Origin of the sequence: Streptosporangium sp. NPDC049078 (genome assembly GCF_040648855.1) — a bacterium.
In the GTDB taxonomy this organism is placed as follows: domain Bacteria; phylum Actinomycetota; class Actinomycetes; order Streptosporangiales; family Streptosporangiaceae; genus Streptosporangium.
The window spans coordinates 1-17,010 of record NZ_JBEZEL010000001.1 but is presented as its reverse complement, the minus strand read 5'-3'; the positions used below and the strand labels follow the sequence as shown (position 1 = coordinate 17,010).

Here is a 17,010-nt window from a genome sequence, read left to right as displayed (position 1 = left end):
AGTCACTTAGTGGCACATGAACCAATGAGCAATGATTCCGCCCCATCCGCCGTCCCGTGGCTTCTGTTCTCGTAGTGTTACGAGTGTCCTCATGATGCCCCTGGGGCGGGGTGAAACGGAGAGCAGGGGGCTGCCTCCTGCGAGTTCTCCGAACGCCTGGAGGTCGTCGAGACGCTACTCCGCAACTTCCTGGGAAAGATCCTCAAGCGGAGCCGAAGCAGTCGCCGACGACGGGCGGCGAAGGGCGCAACCGGGGAGTACGGGAGTTTCGGGCCGGTCTGAACCGGGTTGAGTTGAGAGCTGAACTGAGCCGGGTCGAGAGCCGAGCCAAGCCGGGAGCTGAACCGAGCCGGATTGAGAGCCGAGCCGGAGCCGGGGGTCAGTGGGAGTCGGACCACTTCTCGTGGGCGGTCCACAACCGCTGCCAGAGCTTGGCGCGTTCCAGCGGGGTGACGTCGGGCAGGTGCAGGCCGAAGACGTCGGCGAGGATCTGGAAGTAGTCGCGTTCGGTCCGCGCGGTCAGGGAGTGCTCGCGGTCGCCACGACGACTCAGGATCAGCCCTCGCATGACGTCGACACCGCCGGCGTCGCGCCGCTGGATCGTGGCCACGCGGACGAAACCCGAATCGGGCGAGGTGGAGAGAAAATCGTGCATCGCGGCGAACTCCCGCATCTCGGCGGGCACGCCGCAAAAGTCCATGCCGAGGAAGTCGCCGCGCGGGTCGTGGTCGAACCGCCATCCGCCGGGCTCCACCTCGGAGGGACGCAGGCCGTAGGTGAAGGGCCCCTGCCGGTACGTGCCCTCGACGAGCGGGAGCGGGTCGTGGAGCGCGTCGCCCAGGCCCTGGTCGACGAGCCACCTCCCTTGAGGATTGTCCGGGGTCGGCAGCCCGGAGACCGTGAGCACGAGGTGACCGCCGTCCACGTTCGCCGGGCCCTGGGCGCGGCCCTGCACCCCGCCGCGATGCCGGGTCACCCGGTAGCCGAGCGCCTTCAGCAACTCGGAGAAGGCCCCGTTCAGGTGGTAGCAGTAGCCGCCACGGCCCCGGACGATCCGCGCCGCCGACTCCACCGGGTCGACGGTCGTCGGACGGCCCAGCCAGATCTCCATGCACTCGTACGGCACGCGCTCGATGTGTGCCCGGTGCAGCAGATGCAGTGACTCCACGCTCGGAGGTCCGTCGACCTTCACGCCGATCCTGCGGAGGTACGCGGTGACATCGATCACCCTGTCACGTTAACGCCCAGGTGAGCGCGTACCTAGCCTCGGACGTGCGCTTTCTCGGGAACAAGACGCGCGCTTTCGCGGGAACGAGGGAAATACGGGAAAGGTCGCGAACGTCCGCCGCACCCCGACGGGTGTCAGGACGCGGACGGTCGGCGGGTCAGCCGGTCGCCGGGTGCGCAGAACCTTCACAATTCACCACAGGTCTTCTGCACGGCTCAGGTCTACGCTGCCGGTCATGGCAACCCCTCAGCAACGCCGTGTCCTCGTGGTCGAGGACGACGAGACGATCGCGCGGGCCGTACGCCACAGGCTGGCCGCCGAGGGCTTCGACGTGCAGGTCGTCGGGGACGGGCAGACCGCGCTCGCCGCCTACGCGAAGACGGGACCCGACGTGGTGGTGCTCGACCGGCTGCTGCCCGGCCTCGACGGGCTGGAGGTGTGCAGGAGGATGCAGGCCGCGAGGCCGGTACCGGTGCTCATGCTCACCGCGCTGGGAGAGGAGACCGACCTTCTCGTGGGGCTCGGGGTCGGGGCCGACGACTACATGGCCAAGCCGTTCAGCATGCGCGAGCTGGTCGCCCGGGTGCACGCCCTGCTGCGCCGGGTCGAGCGGGCCTCCCAGCTGGCCGTGGCCGACACGGTCATCCGCCTCGCCGACATCGAGATCGACACCGCCGAGCGCCGCGTCTACGTGCGGGGCACCGAGGCCCAGCTGACCAGGACCGAGTTCGACCTGCTCTGCCGCCTCGCCGAGCGCCCCGGCCAGGTCTTCGAGCGGGAACGGCTGCTCGCCGACATCTGGGGCTTCTCCGAGGCCGCGGCCACCCGTACGGTCGACAGCCACGTGCGGGCACTGCGCCGCAAGCTCGGCCCCGGAGTCGTCCGCACCGTCCACGGCGTCGGCTACGCCCTCGTCAAACCGTGAACTGCCCTCCCGGTACGCCGATCGCCGTTCACGGTCCGACAGGGGCGCCCGGCCGCGACCGCGGTTCTCCGTGGTGCCACGGACCCACGCTCGACGGTGCCACGGACCCACGTTCGTGTACGGCCGCTAACGCTGGTTTCCGCGCGCCTCCGAAACGGCGCTCACGCTCGGAGGAGAACCGATCGCCCTCCCCGTCACTCAGACACTCATGTGCCCTTCCACTCCAACACCGGGACGCGCCGACCATTGAGACCTCTCGACTTCCTGGGCCGGATCAAGGTAAAGCTCGGAATGGTGATCCTGCTGGCCGTGGTGACGGCGTTCGTCGTCAACGAGGTCGGCATCAACGCCGGCTACTCACGCGACGTGCGCGTCGCGGTGGCCGTGGTGTTCGCGCTGATCATGGTGCAGCTGCTCGGGCGGGGGATGACCAAGCCGCTGCGCGAGATGGCCGCCGCCGCGCAGACCATCGCGAAGGGCCGGTACGGCCTGCGGGTCACCGCGTCCTCCCGTGACGAGGTCGGCGAGCTCGCCCGTGCCTTCAACGCGATGGCCGCCGACCTGGGGGAGGTGGACCGGCAGCGACGTGAGCTGGTGGCCAACGTCAGCCACGAGCTCCGTACGCCGATCACCGCGCTCCGTGCGGTGCTGGAGAACGTGGTCGACGGGGTCTCGGAGCCCGACCCCGTCACCCTCGGCACCGCGCTCGCCCAGACCGAGCGGCTGGGCCGCCTGGTCGCGCAGCTGCTCGACCTGTCCCGCCTGGAGTCCGGGGCACGGCTCATCGAGCGCGAGGACGTCGAGCTGCGTCCGCTGTGCGAGCAGGCCCTGCGGGAGGCCGTACTCGCGAGGGAGGGGGTGGTGGCGCGCTGCGAGGTCCCCGAGGGCCTGAGCCTGCGCGCCGATCCCGACCTGCTCGCGCAGGTCCTCGCCAACCTGCTGGACAACGCGGTGCGCCACAGCCCCGCAGGCGGGGCGGTGGTGCTGGCGGCCACGGCCAGGGGAGAGGGGGTCCGGCTGAGAGTGAGCGACCAGGGGCCGGGGATCGCGGTCGAGGACCGGGCGCGGGCGTTCGAGCGCTTCTCCCGCCTGGACGCGGGCCGGGCCGCCGACGACGGCGGCGCCGGGCTGGGCCTCGCCATCACCAAGGAGATCGTCGAACTCCACGGCGGCTCCATCCACGTCGACGACGGTGTCGGCTGCCACATCGTGGCCGACCTTCCGGAAAGGATCGAGATGAACCCCCCGTCCCTCCCCGGCAAGGACCCCCTCCCCTCGGGGGAGGACGCCGCCGCCCGGGGCGAGGAGCCTTCGAGCGAGGCTCCCGCAGAGCCCGCAGAGCCCGCAGAACCTGCGGTTCTCGCGGTCTCCGCGCCGCCGGTCCCGCTCGTGGCCGGTACGGCGCCGGTCCCGTCCGAGACCTCCGCGCCGCCGCTTCCGTCCACGGCCGGTACGCCGCCGGTCCCGGTCGCGGCCTCCACGTCGTCCGTCCCGCTCGTGGCGGGGCCGTCGTCCGGACGTCGCGAGGTCGTCGAGGTCGCCGCAGTCACTGGGGTCACCGGGACTCCCGTGTCCGACGAACCGGTGGAAGCCGGTCGCGCGTCCGGGGCCGATCAGGGTTCCGTGGCCGTCGAATCCAGGGAGCCGGTCGAACCGGCGGAGAGCGGGCGCGCGCCCGAAGTCCCTGAGACGGTCGCGGCCGGACAGGTGCCCGCTTCTCCGGGGCCGGGGCCGGGGCCGGGGCCGGGGCCGGGGCCGGGGGCGGGGGCGGGGGCGGGACCGGCGCCTGCCGCCCTCGACCCCGGAACCGCCGCCCTGCCTCCTCCCGTACGACCCTCTCCGCAGCCGTACCCTCCACGACCCGTGCTCGCCAGAGACGGGAGCGCACGTCAGCAGCCGGTCGTGATGCGGAACTGGCCGGGAGCGTTCTCCGGGGTCTTCCTCGGCGGTATCGCGGGGCTGGTGTGCGGTGTGCTCGTGGGCATCGCCCTCGCGACCGTTGACGCCCTGCTGGCCGCTTTCGCTGGATCCGTCCTCTTCGCCATCGGCGCGTTCGTCGGCACGGTCATCGGCGCCACGACGCCGACCAGTGATTTCCTGGCCTCCGTCGAGCCGCTCCCGCACCGACCTCCGGGACGGGAACCCACCGCGCGACGCGCAGCGGGTCCGGGAGCTCCCCGGCGGGAAGGCGAGGCGCGGCCGACGGGAGTCGGGGAGGGGGCGACGGGCTCACCAACGGGGTCACCGATGGGCCCGTCGGCGGTCTCCCGGCCGGGTGGGGGGAGCGGTCCCGGGGCGCCCGGAGGCCACAACGGTCCCGGGGGTCCGGGAGGGTACAAGGCGCCGCCGGTCTTCCCTCGCCCCGAACTGCCGGACACGCCCCGGTGGGTGCTGCCGGTGTCGGCCGCCGTCGGGCTGCTCGCCGCGGTCGCGGTGCCGTACAGCAAGGCCGGGCTGGGACTCGTGCTGGTGTCCGCGGCGATGGGGGCGGCGGCGATCCCAGCGGTGCGCAGGAGGATCACCCCGTGGTCGGCGGGGCTGGGGGCGATCGCCTACGGGCTGGTCGCGACGGTGATGTTCAGGGACGCGGACTGGCTGGTCGGCATCCTGCTGATAGCCGGGTTCCTGACGGCCGCGCTCGCTCTGTCGGGGGCCGGGCGCGGCTGGCTCGGGGTGTTCAGGGGCGGTGCGTCGGTGGTCCTGGACCTGCTGCCGGTGCCTTGGTTCCTCGGGGCAGGGCTGAAGGGCCTCATGTCCCGTCGCCGGGTGATGCCCCTGCTGCTGGGGGGCGGGCTGACCGTCGTGCTGCTCGCGGTGTTCGGCGCGCTGTTCGCGTCGGCTGACGCGGTCTTCGCCGAGGCCGTCGAGCGGGTGTTCAGCGCGCAGGAGTGGGCGGAGTCGCTGCCGTTGCGGATCGTCCTCTTCGTCGTCTTCGCGTGCGTGGTCGCCTCCGCCGTGCTGGTCGGGCTGCGACCCGTGGCCGAGCCGAAGGCCCCCGACCTGAAGGTCACGGTCGGTCGCGGTCTCTGGGTGACCCCGCTGACGGCGCTGAACCTGCTGTTCGCGACGTTCGTGGGGATGCAGCTCACCGTGCTGTTCGGCTCCACCCGGTGGGTGGTCTCCGCCACCGGGCTGACCTACGCGGAGTACGCGCGTTCGGGGTTCTTCCAGCTCGTCGTCGTCAGCGTGTTCGTACTCGCCATCGTCGCGGTCGCCTCGGGGACGCTGGATCTCAAGGGCTCCGACCGCTGGCTGATGGCCGGACTGCTCGGCGTGCTCTGCGTGCTCACCCTGGTGATCCTGTTCTCTGCGCTGCACCGCCTGGACCTGTACGCGGACGCCTACGGGCTCTCCCGGCTGCGAGCCTCGGTGTCGGCGACGGTGCTGTGGCTGGGCGGGGTCTTCGCGCTGGTCCTCGCCGCGGGCGCGGCCCGGCTCACCGGGCGCGGGCACGCGCGCTGGCTGCCCAGGACCCTGGTGCTGATGACGAGCGTCTCGCTGCTGGCGTTCGCGGTGTGGAACCCCGACCTGCGGGTCGCGGAGACCCAGATCGCCGTACGGGGCGTGGACCGGATCGACCTCGAATACCTGGGCGACCTCGGCGCGGAGGCCGTGCCCGCCCTGGACCGGCTGCCCGAACCGTCCCGCAGCTGCGTCCTGCGGGACGTGGTCGCGGCCAACGACCTCGCCGGACCCGATTCGTGGAACGGCTGGAACCTGGCCCGCCGCGAGGCGAGGGAACTGCTGGCTCAGCGGCCGGTGCTCAGCACGGTTTCCTGCCCGCAGACGCTCTCCCGCCTGGAGATCCCCGACCAGGACTGAACGACGGCCGCGCTCACTTCGTCTCCGCGCCTTCCGGGTCGCCGGCGAGCGTGCGCGCGGCCGCCGCGTCGTCCTCGTTCCAGCCCCAGTGGCCGTCGCGTTCCCCGGTCTGCTCGTCGATCCACCGGTTGTGGGCCTCCCACGCCGCCTGCTTGCTGGTCCCCAGCGCGGCACCGATCTGCGACCACGAGGCGCCTGCCCGGCGGGCGGAGCGTACGGAGAGCTGACGTCCGTAGCCCGCCTTCCGCGCGATCACCTCGCCCAGTGCGAGGAGCTCCAGTGCCTCACCCCGGGTCAGGGGCTCGGCGCCGGGGTCGAGCGGCGCGAGCTCGGCGTCGTCCTCGTCGGCCGGTGCGGTCAGGGCCTCACGGGTGCGTAGTACGTCGTAGCGCGCGGTCGCGGCCAATAGCGTGAACTGACGTTCAAGATCCTCTGGAGTCGCCATGGGTCGAGTATTTCGTCATGCTGCCTTGACGTCAAGCCTCCTTGACGTCAAGGCAGCATGACGTTGGTTGGCGGCTCTCTTGGTAGTCATGCGAGAGGGCCGTCGTGCCCGTTCATCAGAAGTGGCCGATGCTGACTGAACTGGAGGTGAGTGCCCAGCGGTGGAGCGTGGTTCTCTCGGCCTCGCGCATCTGGGCCCTCAGCCCTTCGGCGGTCCGGTCGCAGATGATCAGCGGCTCGGGGACGGGCCAGGTGGCGATGGCGTGGAAGAGACGACTGCTGGTGCCGTACAGCACGGCCCAGCCCGGCTGGGTGATCTCCAGCATCGCGGCCTCGGCACGGGCTTCGTGGTCCCAGGTGTAGCGCGGGACCGAAATGACGGCCTGGCCGTCGCGGTGGCGGCCTCGGGCGGCGGACAGACAGCGGCGGATCATGAGATCACCTGTCCGGCCTGCGCCTCCCGTGCGATGGTTTCCTGCCGGTCGGTCTCGGCCCGCAAGGCCTCCAGGTTGTCGGCGTCGACGGTCCGCTCGGCACCGGCGTGGAAGGCGACCGAAGGGAAGGGCTCCTCCCGGCTGGCCCACAGCCGCCCGGCATCACTGAGAATCAACCGCCAGCCGGGGATGGTGGGCTCGGGGTCGGTGGATTTACCATCGTTCATCGATTGGACCTCCATCCAATCAAGGGCTCGTCCGGACGTTTCCAGCGGTGGACGGGCCCGTTTTATGTGGTGGACAGGGCATGGAAGGGTGCGCCGTACGGGCAAGGCGGTCGGTACGGCGGCAGGGCGAGTGCTGCGCGATTCAGTACCCGGTGGTCTTTCGCTGTCTGCGGGAGAACCGTACCTCTGGTGTACTACCCCCGTCTAGCCTCTGGGGTAGCTATCAGGTGTTTAGGGGGGTCGCATAGGCTCGCTGAATGATCGACAGAGAGGGGCCGGTGCCGCCTTATCGGCAGATTGCCGGGATTTTGCGCCAGCGCATCGCCTCGGGACAGATCCCGCCAGGCCGCCGGATCCCGAGCCTCGTCGAGTTGGAAGCGGAGTTCGCGGTCGCTCGCGACACTTTGCGCAAGGCGGTCCAGGTCCTCAAGGACGAAGGGCTCGTAGAGACCGTGCGTGGAATGGGTGTATACGTCAAGTCCCCATCCAGCGCGGAATAAGCCCTCGGTCACACCGGACACCGCATACAGGGGAAGTGAAATCTTTACGGACCGCTGGCGCTGAACTCACCGCAAGGAACTTCATGGCGGCCATGGAGCGAGATCTTGAAGTCGCCGTAGGAGAGACCAGGGAGATCTTTTGACTGGGGACGCCTATGCACTCCTGCCGATCGCCGAGCAGGCGGTCACTATCGCCAGTGAGATCGTGAAGACCCGTCTCCCCGGAGCCGTCACCGCCAAGGGCGACCGTGACATGGCCACCGAGGTGGACTATGCCGTGGAGCATGCGGTTCGTGACTTCCTGAGCCGTGAGACACCCGAGATCGGGTTCCTCGGTGAAGAGGAAGGGGCCATGGCCGGTGCCGGAAACGGCCTGGTGTGGGTGCTCGACCCGGTCGACGGAACCGCCAACTTCCTGCGGGGCGTCCCGCTATGCGGTGTCTCACTTGGCCTGGTCAAGGAAGATGTTCCGACTCTCGGCGTGATCGATCTGCCGTTCCTCGACTCCCGCTACAGCGCGGCCGAGGGGCATGGAGCGCGAGCCAACGGACATGAGATCCGCGCGAGCGAGACAGATGACCTGCACACCGCCGTGGTCGCTATCGGCGACTACGCGGTCGGCACCGACGCGGAGACGGAGAACCGGCCTCGCCTGGAGATCACCCGCAGGCTCGCCGCCCGAGTGCAGCGCGTCCGGATGTTCGGTTCAGCCGCGATCGACCTCGCCTGGGTGGCAGAAGGCAAGGTCGATGCCAACATCATGCTCAGCAACAAACCCTGGGACACCGCAGCGGGAGTGATCATCGCCCGTGAAGCCGGAGCCGTCGTCGTTGATCTGGACGGCAGTCCGCACACCATGAACGCCGAAGCCACCATCGCGGCAGGTCCCAAAGTTCTCGCCGACCTCATTGAACTCATCGCCAAGGTACGCGAAACGAGGCTCCCCCCTGCGGAGCGTTCCTGATGTCGTGCACCGGGAATCCGGGCCTACGGACTACTTGCCGGCTTCGATCTTCTTCTTTCGTGGACGACGCAGTGGCCGCAGAATGAGCGACTGATCGCGATCGTCCGTCGCCGTGTCGAGCCTGATGCCACTGCGCTCCAGCAGTTCCACGATGTTCAGAACGGAGTCCTGGAGCCGTCGTGTCTCCTCGCCGGACAGCACCGCCGCAGGTGGAGCGGTAGGTGCCATCGCTGCGGCTTCCAGCGCCACCTCGCGCAACCAGGCGCTCAGTTTCATTCCCGCCGCAGCGGCGGCCTCAGTCAGCAGGCCGAGGTCTTCAGGGCTGACCCGTACTGATACGACTCGGTCGAGAACGGCAGGTGTGGATTCTTCGGCGACCTGCTCACGATTGTCGTAGAACCACTGGGCACGCTCAGCCTCGTCCATCGCGGCGATGTCCTGCGCGGTCGGTTCGTTCTCAGTCATGCTCAGCCTTTCCTTGGTGTGTCGTATGCGGTAACCGGTCGTGCGATTTCCAGTTCGTACACACCCCAGTCACGCTTCCTGGTGACGGGGTAGAGGACGATCACGGTGACACGTCGCCCCGCGTCGGTAACCCCCTCCAGGAGGTAGTGATCAGGGACAGGCTTCCCCTCCCTCCGTGATTGGCGCACGTCGGGCAGGTTGCGGACGACCTGTTCGATCTCCTCTCGCGAGATCCCGTGCCGCTGTGCATGGTCGATGTTCGACTCGTCCCAATCCAACGGCAGTTCGATGATCGGGAGCGGCTTGCTCATTCACGACCTTCCCTGTCATACAGATTACCCTGTTGTTGTCATACGAATCGGCCTTGGAGGTAGAGCATTCGACCGGTCCATCGCGGGTCAACGTTGCACGCTGTGGACATGCTTCGTCACCCAGATCACAGAAATCACCCCCCTCAGGTGCCGAAGCCGTCTTCCGAGGTGTTGTTTTCGGATGTTTGAGGACTTTTGCGTGGGCGACGAGGGCAGGTTGGTGGAGCGTGTCCACCCGTGTCACGCACTACATGGACGTCTCTTCACGCCTGTGCGGTACGGCGGCCCAAGCTGGAGAAGATGGGGCCGCCGTGCCCGTCTATCAGAAGTGACCGATGCTGACCGAGCTGGAGGTGAGGGCCCAGCGGTGCAGGACGGTCGTCTCGGCCTCGTACATCTGGGTCTTCAACCCCTCCAGGGTCCGGTCGCAGATGATCAGCGGCTCGGGGGTGGGCCAGGTGGCGATGGCGTGGAAGAGACGGCTGCCGGTGCCGTAGAGCACCGACCAGCCTGGGCGGGTGGCCTGCAGCATCGCGGCCTCGGCGCGGGCTTCATGGTCCCAGGTGTAGCGCGGGACCGCGATGACGGCTTGGCCGTCGCGGTGACGGCCTCGGGCGACGGACAGGCAGCGGCGGATCATGAGATCACCTGCCCGGCCTGTGCCTCCCGTGCGATGGCCTCCTGCCGTTCGGTCTCGGCCCGCAGGGCTTCCAGATTGTCGGCGTCGACGGTCCGCTCGGCGCCGGCGTGGAAGGCGACCGAGGGGAAGGGCTCCTCCCGGCTGGCCCACAGCCGCCCGGCATCACTGAGAATCAACCGCCAGCCGGGGATGGTGGATTCAGGGTCGGTGGATTTGGCCTTGTTCACTGATTGGACCTCCATCCGATAACGGGCTTGTCCGATCGTTCGCAGTGATGGACGAGTCCGTTTTTCACGAGGTGGGCAAAGATGTGGAGGGGATGCCGTACGGGCTGGATGGCCAGTACGAAGGCGGGGTGATTGCTGAGCACCTTCGGGTCCCGCCTGTTTGAATTCTCTGCCCATCACACGCGGTAAACCTGTGCATCGGTAGGTGGTGCTGGGGGAAAATAAAGGGGTCGACGTTTCCCCTCGGCCCGAGGTGCGTGATGAAAAAGCTTCCAGTATGGGCTGTTCGACTCCGCGAAGAGCGGTGTGCCCGGCTTTGGTCGCAAAAGGAGATGGCCAGGCGCCTGGCCGAAGCGGCTGACGAGTGGACCCGAGAGCGCCTCCCGGCCAGGGAGTCGCTGGTGCGATCGATCAAGGGATGGGAAGCGGGGAAACACCGGCCCAGGGAGCCTTATCTCACGCTGTACTGCCGGGTGTTTGGTTTCAGGGAAACCGAATTGTTCGAGGAGAACGTCCATATTCGTCCAGACGCATCGGCATCACTGGGCATCGAGGCGCTTGATCCATTTGTCGTAGACGGCCGACCGGCCGACGCGGACTATGTGATGACGCTCCGGACCACCGGGCAGGCGCTTGTCGCGCTGGACACCGCGTACGGGGGAAACGAGATCTTCCCCCTCGCAGTGCGGGTCTTCCGGGCCGCCGGTGCCAAACTCGCCGCAGGAAACTTCACCGCGACCGTCGAGCGAGACCTCGAAGCCGCTGCCGGAGAGGCCGGGGAGATCGCCGCATGGCAGGCCCATGACGCCGATCGGCAGGACGTCTCACGTCAGATCATCCACGAGGCGATGATGCTCTCCCGTCTCGCAGGAGATCGCAGTATGGAGCTGCTGGAGCTGGCTCACCTCTCGATGCTGTCCCAGTTTCAGCGTCGCCCGCACGAGACGTTGCGGATCGCCGACGACGTGCTCGCCGGTGGTGACCTCCCTCCTCGTGTCGAAGCGATATTCCAGGTACGGCGAGGTCGGGCGCTCGCCGCACTGGGTGACGGGACACGGGGGTTCGAAGCGCTCCATCGGGCACGGTCCGCGCTCACCGAGAGCATCGGCACTCGCGATCCGTACTGGTCGTGGTGGATGGACGAGGCCGAGTTGGCCGGGCATCAGGGGATGGCCTACGCGGAGCTGGGCGCGTGGGGCAAGGCTGTCACACCGCTTACGGAGGCTTACGAGCATCACCTGACGCGGGGACGTTCTCGCTATAACTGCGGGGCCCAACTGCTCAACGGCCTCGTACACGCACAAGCGTGGCAGGAGGCCGAGCCGGTCATCGTGGAGGTGATGGCACAGGCGAGCGAGATCGCCTCGGCACGTACGGTCAACCTGCTGCTCCGTGTCGCCGACCGCATCGAGCTCGCCGGAACGGGGCCGACGTCAACGCTGACGGACTCGGCCCAGGACCTGCGCCGCGTGCTGACCTGCGCGTGAGGCTCACGAGTGGCGGCCCGCGTGGCACCCCTGCTGTTCCAGCTCGAAGAGGCTGCTGTGCCTGCTATGGGATATTTGCCCCCTAGTGCACTATTGGCAGTAAATTCACACCTAAGGTGACCGCAGGTCTGATTCGGTGAATTTGGGTGGGGAAATATTCCTTAATGGGGAGCTAATTGCGGCCGGTGGACGTTATTGATGTCAAGGTCGCCAGTTCTTCCGGAGGGGAAGTGTCATTGGAGAGCATCGTGGCCATCTGCAGTGTCGCCGTAGCCGTGGTGGCTGTCGGCTTCGCGGCCCAGCAGACGCGTGCCGCGACGAAGCAGGTGCAGATCGGTAACGCCATCGCCGGGGCGTCCACCACGGACAGTGTTTTCGTCAATCTCCACAATGCTCTGCGGGTCATCATCGACCACCCCGAGCTGTATCCCTACTTCTACGAGTCCAAGCCGGTGCCGCAGAACGGAGAGACACGGGTTCGCGTGCTCGTGACGGCAGAGATGCTGTGTGATGTGCTGAGCATCGGTCTGCGTGCGGCGGAACAGATTCCCGCCACCGGGCACGGTCTGAATCTCTGGAGGGATTACAGCCTTCAGATGTTCAAGAGCTGCCCGGCCATCAGGGAGGTGGTGGACCGGGACCCGGACCTATGGCACTACCTCGCACCTTTGCGTACGGCCTCGGTCGCCTGACCTTCGGGCAGGCCGCCCGCGAGAACGGCCAGTTGTATTGACCCGCAGGGTTGTTGACGCGGGTGATCGGTGGCCGAAGGGTGGGAAGAGGCTTCACGCCACATCGGTGCCCACACTTTCCGTAACAGCCTTCCGGGCGATATAAGAATCCGTTGACGATTACGGGCACGCCGACGCGGCCCTCGCCGGGAGGCGAGGGCCGCGTCGGTTCGGGTGAGGGTCAGGGCACCCAGTGGTTGCCGGTTACGGTGATCATGACTTGGAGCTGGACGCTGGTCGAGTAGTAGTCGTTCGCGGTGAACGGGGTGTTGAGCATCTTGTTCCACAGGGCGTCCAGCCAGGACTGGCTGCCGGAGTCGGTCATCGCCGCCACCGCGAACGGGGCGAAGTGGGCCGGTGCGCTGCCGCTGGAGATCTGGGTGCCGTTGAGGGAGTATCCGATCGCGATGTTGTTCGGGTTGCCGCCGGTCTTGCCCTTGATCCAGGTGTTGAGCTTGCGCGCGGCGGCGAGGGACTTGGCGTCGCCGCTGGTCACCGCGTCGTTGCCGATCCGCCACGGGTCACGGCAGGCGTTCCACCAGTACTTGCCGTCGTTGGCGGACTCCAGGACCTCACCCGGCGCGGGCTTGGGGGTGGTGTTGGTGTTGACGACGAAGTCGGCCAGCAGGCCGGTGTTCGGCGCGTAGGTCGACTGCTGGGAGGCGATCAGGTTCTGGTGGTTGGTGCGGACGGTGTCCCAGGTGGTGTCGCCGGTGGCCTTGCGGAACGCCCTGAAGTGATCGATCATCCAGTCCGAGGAGCGGCTGATCCAGTAGTACTGGTCGCCGGAGCTGCTCCAGTCGCCGAGCTTCATCAGCTTGGTGGTCGGGTTGACCTCACCGGCCTTGATCGCGTTGATGTGGTTGATCGCGAGCTGCCGGTAGTTGTAGGTGCCCGTGCTTCCCCACTGCCGGTCGGCCAGGAGCAGGCCGTAGGCCACGTCCAGGTCGCCGTCGGTGGCGGAGTCGCCGCCGTTGACGCTCTGGCAGGCGGTGTTCTGCTCGGCGGCGAGCAGGCCGGGGGTGATCGACGACGGGTGGGCCAGGACGTACTTCACCAGGCCGTCGAAGATCTTCTTCGCGTCCGGGTCGGCTCCGGCCATCGTGGCGGTGATGACCATGCCGTAGCCCTGCGCCTCGGCCACGTACGGGTGGTCGGCGTCGGGGGAGATGATCTGGTACCAGCCGTTGCCGCAGTTCTGCTTGACGAAGGCGGCCTTCCAGCGCCGGTAGTAGTCGACCACCTTCTGGTCGAGCGTCGCCTGGGTTCCGGTCGGGCGCAGCATCCCGGCCGCGTAGGGGATCTTGTGGGAGCCGAACGGCACACCGGGGGCGCCGGGGGACGGGGTGGCCGTGGGGGTGGGGCTCGGGGTCGTGCCGCCCGTGCTGCCGTAGACCTCCATCTCGTACAGCGAGTAGCCGTACACGGTGCCCCGCGCGGTCCCGTACATCCGCACGTAGCGGCCGGTACCCGAGAGGGTCAGGTCGTCGACGCCGCCGTCGCCGGTGGTGGTCGAGTAGACCGACGTCCAGGTGGAGCCGTTGGGCGAGACCTCGATGCGGTACGACTTCCCGTACGCGGCCTCCCAGGTCAGCTTGACCCGGGAGACGGTGGCGGAGGCGCCGAGGTCGACGCGGATCCACTCCGGGTCGTGGCCCTCGGCGGAGGCCCAGCGGGTGGCGGCGTTGCCGTCGAAGGCGGCGCCGGGAAGCAGGGTGGAGTCCTCGGTGGAGGAGGCGGTGGCCGGGCGGCCACGGGAGAGCAGGGAGTCGGCGGCGAAGCCGGCCGGTGCCGCCAGCACGAACAGCGATGCGATCAGTGCCGACGCCAGTGCCAGGGCGAGGACGGGCGAGGGGCGTTGGAGGCGTTCGAGGCGTTCGAGGCGCGGTCTCGCATGCACAGGGGTGCCCTCTCTGCGATCATCTAGTTAGGAAAGGTTCCTAACTAGGGAAAGATGGCACCATCCCTGACACGCTACGGTCAAGGGGATGGGGGGCCCAAATTCCTCCCATACCTAGAACCGGGGAAATCCGGGACAGCGGCAGGGAGAACGAAGACGAGCGCTGGATGCGGCGCAGACCTTTCGGGTGATTGAATCCCCGCATGTCGTTCGATGTGTTGATCAGGGATGGCTGGGTGCTCGACGGCACCGGGGCTCCGGCTCACCGGGCCGACGTCGGTGTCAACGGAGACCGGATCACCGCCGTGGGCCGTCTGGAGGGCGCGGACGCCGCGACCGTCGTCGAGGCCGCCGGGCGCCACGTCATGCCCGGCCTCGTCGACTGCCACGCCCACGGTGACGCCCTCGTCTTCGACAAGGACGTGCAGTTCGCCGCGCTCCGCCAGGGCGTGACCACGTTCGTCCTCGGCCAGGACGGGCTCTCCTTCGCCCCCTCCACCACCCCGGAGACCTTCGCCTACGCGACCCGCTACTTCGCCGCCGTCAACGGCGTCCATCCCTCGGCCGACGGGCCGATCGGTGTGGCGGAGCTGCTCGCGGGCTACGACCGGGCGACCGCGCTGAACACCGCGTACCTGCTCCCGCACGGCACGATCCGCCACGACGTGATGGGCGCCGCCGAGCGGGCCGCCACCGCCGACGAGCTGGCCGCGATGCTGGCTCGCGTCGAACGCGGCCTGTCGGAGGGCGCCGTCGGCCTCTCCACCGGCCTGGAGTACGCCCCCGGCCGCTACGCCGACGCCGCCGAGATCGCCGCGCTCTGCGCACCGCTGGGCACCCTGCCGTATGTGACGCACATGCGCGGGTACGGTGCGGCGGCTCCGGCAGGGATGGCCGAGGTGAGCGACATCGCCCGGCGCTCGGGCGCCGCCGTGCACGTCTCGCACTACCACGGCCCGGCCTCCACGCTCCTGCCGCTCGTCGACGAGGCCCGGCTCATGGGGGTCGACCTCACCTTCGACACCTATCCCTACCTGCGGGGCAGCACGATCCTCGCGATGGTCGCGCTGCCGCCGTGGGTTCCGGCCGCCGATGTCGAGCGCACGCTGGAGGTGCTGGAGTCCGAGGCGATCCAGTGGGACGAGGCGCTCTGGCCGAGGATCACCTTCTCCCACGTGCCCGGTGCCGAGTGGGCCGAGGGGATGACATTGCCCGACGCCGCGGCCGAGGCCGGTCTTGAGCCGGGGGAGTTCTGCCGCAGGATCCTGATCGACACCCGGCTGGAGGCCGGATGCGTGGCGGCCCGTCCCGACGAGGGCCCCGAGGGTGAGGCGTCGGTCCGCGAGGTCCTGCGTCACCCGGCCCACACCGGCGGCTCCGACGGCATCTACGTGGGCGGCCACCCCCACCCGCGTGGCTACGGGGCGTTCGCCCGCATGCTCGGCCACCACGTCCGCGAGACCGGCGACTGGACCCTGGAGCAGGCCGTCGTCCACCTCGCCTCGCACCCGGCCCGCCGCTTCGGCCTCGAAGGGCGGGGCCTCGTCCGCCCCGGCCAGGTCGCCGACCTGGTCGTCCTGGACGCCACCGCGGTCGCCGACCTGGCCACGTACGCCGTCCCGCGCACCCCGGCCACCGGGATCGGCGACGTCCTCGTCTCGGGGGTCCCGGTGCTCACCGCGGGAGCACTCACCGGTGCCACCCCCGGCAGGGCACTACGCCCCTGAGAAACGGTGCCGCCCCTCGGCAGGTCGCCGGGCTTTCGAGGAACGGCGCCGCCCCCGGCGGCCCTTCGGGCACGCCCCTGAAAAGGTCGCCGTGAGGATAGGGTCCTCAGGGCGGCGAAGGGGGACGCGATCTCCCACGCCCGGATGCGGCGGCCGATAAGCCGTCGAATCCGTCAGGCGACGCGGAGGGGGACGGGACATGAAGGGCATCGTGGATATCGCGGATCCCGGGGCGGTGCTGGGAGCCTCACTGTTCGGCGGGGCGTTCACCTTCCCCGTGATGGTGGCCCACCGCAGCGCGCTGGAGCACAACATCGCGACCCTCGCGGCCTTCACCCGCGAGTACGGGCTCACCTTCGCCCCGCACGCCAAGACCACCATGTCGCCCGAGCTGGTGAAGGCGCAGCTCGACGCGGGCGCCTGGGGGATGACGGTCGCCACCCCCAGCCAGGCGCTCACCCTGCGCGGGTTCGGCGTCTCCCGCATCGTCCTCGCCAACCAGGTCTTCGACCCGGCGGGGCTGACCGCCCTCGCCGCTCAGCTGGACGAGGATCCCGCCTTCGAGTTCCTGTGCTTCGTCGACTCGACGGCCGGGGTCGAGGCGCTCTCCCGGCACGCGGGAGCCAGGCCGTTCCGCGTGCTGGCCGAACTCGGTCACGAGGGCGGGCGCGGTGGCAGCCGTACGCTCGCCCAGCTGCTGGAGGTCGCCTCGGCCGCGCAGGCGGCCGAGGGCGTGGAGTTGGCGGGCGTCGCGGGATACGAGGGGTCGCTGGGGTCGGCGGAGGAGGTACGGGCCTACCTGCACCGGCTGCTTGAGGCGCTGGAGCACCTGCGGGTGCGTGACCCGATCCTGTCGGTGGGCGGCAGCCAGTGGTTCGACGTGATCGGCCGCGAGCTCGCCGCCTGCCAGGCGAGGGTGATGCTGCGCAGCGGCGCGTACGTCTCCCACGACGACGGCTACTACCGCGAGCGCACCCC

The 17,010-nt window shown here is 68.9% G+C and carries 17 protein-coding genes; 8 read left to right on the top strand and 9 right to left on the bottom strand.

Annotation, left to right across the window (positions count from 1 at the left end):
- Window positions 1–379 precede the first annotated feature (379 nt).
- Window positions 380–1,228 carry an arylamine N-acetyltransferase gene (locus AB0B90_RS00085; protein ID WP_362919976.1) on the bottom strand — a complete coding sequence of 283 codons (849 nt, stop codon included), beginning with the start codon at window positions 1,226–1,228 and terminating at the stop codon, window positions 380–382.
- A gap of 235 nt (window positions 1,229–1,463) precedes the next feature.
- Between AB0B90_RS00085 and AB0B90_RS00080 the strand changes: the two genes are divergently transcribed.
- On the top strand, window positions 1,464–2,153 hold the full coding sequence (locus AB0B90_RS00080) for a response regulator transcription factor (protein WP_350946596.1): 690 nt from the start codon (window positions 1,464–1,466) through the stop codon (window positions 2,151–2,153).
- 246 nt (window positions 2,154–2,399) lie between these two features.
- Window positions 2,400–5,975 (top strand): DUF4153 domain-containing protein, encoded by a 3,576-nt coding sequence (locus AB0B90_RS00075; RefSeq protein WP_362919974.1) that lies wholly within the window; start codon window positions 2,400–2,402, stop codon window positions 5,973–5,975.
- A gap of 13 nt (window positions 5,976–5,988) precedes the next feature.
- On the opposite strand, the gene AB0B90_RS00070 is transcribed toward AB0B90_RS00075, so the two are convergent.
- The 3 genes from AB0B90_RS00070 to AB0B90_RS00060 form a co-directional block, all read right to left on the bottom strand.
- The gene (locus tag AB0B90_RS00070; RefSeq protein WP_350946598.1) at window positions 5,989–6,420 is read right to left on the bottom strand and encodes a hypothetical protein; all 432 of its coding nucleotides are present in this window, start codon (window positions 6,418–6,420) and stop codon (window positions 5,989–5,991) included.
- A gap of 115 nt (window positions 6,421–6,535) precedes the next feature.
- Window positions 6,536–6,853: a hypothetical protein gene (locus tag AB0B90_RS00065; RefSeq protein ID WP_350946599.1), complete on the bottom strand. Its 318-nt coding sequence runs from the start codon at window positions 6,851–6,853 to the stop codon at window positions 6,536–6,538.
- Complete coding sequence (locus tag AB0B90_RS00060) at window positions 6,850–7,080, bottom strand: hypothetical protein (protein WP_350946600.1); 231 nt, start codon at window positions 7,078–7,080, stop codon at window positions 6,850–6,852. Before AB0B90_RS00060 ends, AB0B90_RS00065 begins: the two co-directional genes overlap by 4 nt.
- Window positions 7,081–7,337: 257 nt before the next feature.
- Between AB0B90_RS00060 and AB0B90_RS00055 the strand changes: the two genes are divergently transcribed.
- On the top strand, window positions 7,338–7,580 hold the full coding sequence (locus tag AB0B90_RS00055) for a GntR family transcriptional regulator (RefSeq protein WP_350946601.1): 243 nt from the start codon (window positions 7,338–7,340) through the stop codon (window positions 7,578–7,580).
- A gap of 139 nt (window positions 7,581–7,719) precedes the next feature.
- Window positions 7,720–8,544, top strand: a complete 825-nt coding sequence (locus AB0B90_RS00050) for an inositol monophosphatase family protein (protein ID WP_350946602.1) — start codon at window positions 7,720–7,722, stop codon at window positions 8,542–8,544.
- A 30-nt stretch (window positions 8,545–8,574) separates the two neighbouring features.
- Here AB0B90_RS00050 and AB0B90_RS00045 read toward each other — a convergent pair whose 3' ends face one another.
- The 4 genes from AB0B90_RS00045 to AB0B90_RS00030 form a co-directional block, all read right to left on the bottom strand.
- Complete coding sequence (locus AB0B90_RS00045) at window positions 8,575–9,009, bottom strand: hypothetical protein (protein WP_350946603.1); 435 nt, start codon at window positions 9,007–9,009, stop codon at window positions 8,575–8,577.
- 2 nt (window positions 9,010–9,011) lie between these two features.
- Complete coding sequence (locus AB0B90_RS00040) at window positions 9,012–9,320, bottom strand: hypothetical protein (RefSeq protein WP_362919970.1); 309 nt, start codon at window positions 9,318–9,320, stop codon at window positions 9,012–9,014.
- A 322-nt stretch (window positions 9,321–9,642) separates the two neighbouring features.
- Window positions 9,643–9,960, bottom strand: coding sequence for a hypothetical protein (locus AB0B90_RS00035; protein WP_362919968.1), 318 nt, complete (start codon window positions 9,958–9,960; stop codon window positions 9,643–9,645).
- Window positions 9,957–10,187 carry a hypothetical protein gene (locus AB0B90_RS00030; protein ID WP_362919966.1) on the bottom strand — a complete coding sequence of 77 codons (231 nt, stop codon included), beginning with the start codon at window positions 10,185–10,187 and terminating at the stop codon, window positions 9,957–9,959. The genes AB0B90_RS00035 and AB0B90_RS00030 overlap by 4 nt, the downstream gene beginning before the upstream one ends.
- 401 nt (window positions 10,188–10,588) lie before the next feature.
- On the opposite strand from AB0B90_RS00030, the gene AB0B90_RS00025 reads away from it, so the two are divergent.
- Together AB0B90_RS00025 and AB0B90_RS00020 are read left to right on the top strand one after the other, a co-directional pair.
- Window positions 10,589–11,674 (top strand): hypothetical protein, encoded by a 1,086-nt coding sequence (locus tag AB0B90_RS00025; RefSeq protein WP_362919964.1) that lies wholly within the window; start codon window positions 10,589–10,591, stop codon window positions 11,672–11,674.
- 185 nt (window positions 11,675–11,859) lie between these two features.
- Window positions 11,860–12,366 carry a hypothetical protein gene (locus tag AB0B90_RS00020; protein WP_362919962.1) on the top strand — a complete coding sequence of 169 codons (507 nt, stop codon included), beginning with the start codon at window positions 11,860–11,862 and terminating at the stop codon, window positions 12,364–12,366.
- A 220-nt stretch (window positions 12,367–12,586) separates the two neighbouring features.
- On the opposite strand, the gene AB0B90_RS00015 is transcribed toward AB0B90_RS00020, so the two are convergent.
- Entirely contained in the window at window positions 12,587–14,305 is a 1,719-nt protein-coding gene (locus AB0B90_RS00015) for a glycosyl hydrolase family 8 (protein ID WP_362919960.1), read from the bottom strand.
- 203 nt (window positions 14,306–14,508) lie between these two features.
- Between AB0B90_RS00015 and AB0B90_RS00010 the strand changes: the two genes are divergently transcribed.
- Together AB0B90_RS00010 and AB0B90_RS00005 are read left to right on the top strand one after the other, a co-directional pair.
- Complete coding sequence (locus tag AB0B90_RS00010; RefSeq protein ID WP_362919958.1) at window positions 14,509–16,032, top strand: amidohydrolase family protein; 1,524 nt, start codon at window positions 14,509–14,511, stop codon at window positions 16,030–16,032.
- Between the two features lie 199 nt (window positions 16,033–16,231).
- On the top strand, window positions 16,232–17,010 hold a 779-nt coding region (locus AB0B90_RS00005), incomplete at its 3' end, for an alanine racemase (protein WP_362919956.1).